1 protein-coding gene is annotated in these 2,492 nt (G+C 39.2%); it reads left to right on the top strand.

All coding sequences use genetic code 11. The features are described 5' to 3' along the window. A partial coding sequence (locus tag NHF47_RS17075) for a SprB repeat-containing protein (RefSeq protein WP_252766126.1) occupies nt 1-2,492 on the top strand: 2,492 nt, incomplete at both ends.

Below are 2,492 nucleotides of genomic sequence, written 5' to 3'. Positions count from 1 at the left end.
GAGCAAAATCAAGTCATAGCAACCACTCAAAATATAAATAATCTAGCACCAGGTACGTATTCTTGTGTTATTACCGATACAAAAGGATGTGTTTACAGTGTAAACAACATCGTTATTGATCAGCCCACGGCTTTGGTTTTCGATTCTCAAAGCATTACTCCAGTATCGGCAGTTGGTGCTTCTGATGGAAGTATTGCTGTGGTGGTTACTACAGGTACGCCTCCTTATATGTATGCATGGACTTCTTCAGGAGCAGGTGTTGGTACTAATAGTGCTTCCTTAACCAACCAGCCTATAGGTGTTTATGATTTAGTAGTTACGGATGCCAATGGATGCAGTATTGCGAATAGCTATACGATTTCGGTTATCCAACCCTTAACAGCTACGATTCAAGAGTTAACTTCGATTGCTTGTTATGGACAAGCTACAGCGAGTATCCAAGTGAGTCCGCAAGGTGGTTTACCACCTTATTCAATAGGTTGGGATACAGGAGCGACTACCTATGCGCTATCCGGTTTAGCAGCCAATACCTATAGTGTTACTATTACCGATTCCAATACACCCTCTAGTAGTTATACGACCAGCTATACCGTAACACAACCTAGTGCTTTAGGAATAGATGGTATTACTACAACGGCTATAGCGTGTTTTGGAAGTGCTACAGGAGCCATTGATATGAGTGTGTCAGGAGGTACTTTGCCTTATACTTTTGTATGGAAAGATCAAAATAATACTACCATTGGTACAACAGAAGACCTTATTAATTTAAGTGTAGGAACATATTTTTGTACGATTACCGATGCCAATGGTTGTACAGTTACTACCAATAGTCAAACCATTACTACAAATACCCAGTTAAATGCAACCCTTACCAGCCAGACAAATGTTTTAATTAATGGTCAAAACACAGGAGCTATAGATATTACTGTTACAGGAGGTGTGATGCCTTATAGTTACTTATGGAATACGGGTAGTACTACAGAAGATGTAATGGGTCTTACAGCGGGGAGTTATAGTGTAGTTATTACCGATCAGGTAGGATGTCAAACCACTCTTAACAATATTGTTATTACAGCTCCTAGCCCTTTAGTGGTTACCCCTAGTATCGATACTCCAATTGGTTGTTATGGGCAAGCAACAGGACAAATAAGTTTGAATGTAACAGGAGGTGTTGGTCCTTATGTGTACACTTGGAATTTACCTAATGGGTCAATAAGCAATCAAGCCAGTCTTGCAAATCTTGTAGCAGGAGAGTATACAGTTAGTGTTAGAGATGTAAATAATGCGGTACAAACGGTTAGTGTAATCCTTACTGAGCCCAGCGCAATAGGAGGTGCTTTCAGTAGTACAGCGGTATCCTGTGGAGGGAACTCCGATGGTAGTATCACCATTACTGCCACAGGAGGTACAGCACCTTATAGTTATCAATGGAATACGGGAGCTAGCACTGCTACGATAAGCAATGCAGCAGTAGGGAATTATGTGGTATTGGTTAGTGATGCTAACGGTTGCGAGCAGCTTTTTACAGGAGGTAGTGTTTTAGCTGCTGGAGGAATTAGCATTACAGAAACTCTGGTTGATGTGAGTTGTGGGATGCCTAATTCGGGTAGTATTAGTTTAGCGGTAAGTGGCGGTAGTAATCAATTTGCTATTAGTTGGGATAATCCTTCATTAAGTGGTTTTACTGTTACGGGTTTATCGGGAGGTACCTATACAGGAACCATTACGGATACTCAGAATAACTGTTCTGTTCCTTTTAGTTATACATTACAAGAGCCTGCACAAGTGTTTTTTGAATTACCTGAAATAATTACCTTGTGTCAAGGTCAAAACACGACTCTTACTCCAGAAGTAACAGGAACAGATGTTACTTACAGTTGGACTTCCGACACAGGATTTACTAGTTCAGCAAATAGTGTAACAATAAATGAACAAGGGACATATACTTTAACGGTAAGCACAATAAATGGCTGTAGTTATACAGATACGGTATTTGTAGAGGTGTTAACAGAATCGATAGTATCGGAATATTTAGTGGCTTCCCATACATATAAAGATGAAGAAATCATTTTGATTAATGTAAGTGAGACTACAACAGAAGTATACGAGTGGTTGTTTCCAATAGCTGCTGAAATTATTTCTTCAAATGCGCAAACGGCAGTTATAAAGTTTGCAGAAGAAGGAGTGTATGAGATTGGCTTGAAGGCGACCAATGCATCAGGATGTGAGTTGTATGACTATCATCAATTGGTGGTGGAGGAAAATCCGGGATTGCCAGAGGATGAATCTAATAGTATTTTAATAAAAGAGTTTAAGGTTTTTCCAAATCCTATAACTCAAGGAGCTACTTTTAATGTAGTAGTAGAACTAGCGTATTCTTTACCTATTTCTGTATCGATATATGAAGTTTCCTTAGGTAGTTTAATAGATGTAACCTCGTTTTCATCTAATACAGTTCATAGCAAAGCCTATACATTACCTATTAGTAGTGG

Source organism: Flavobacterium sp. NRK F7, from assembly GCF_024054195.1.
Lineage (GTDB): Bacteria > Bacteroidota > Bacteroidia > Flavobacteriales > Flavobacteriaceae > Flavobacterium.
This window is presented reverse-complemented; position numbering and strand designations above follow the sequence as displayed.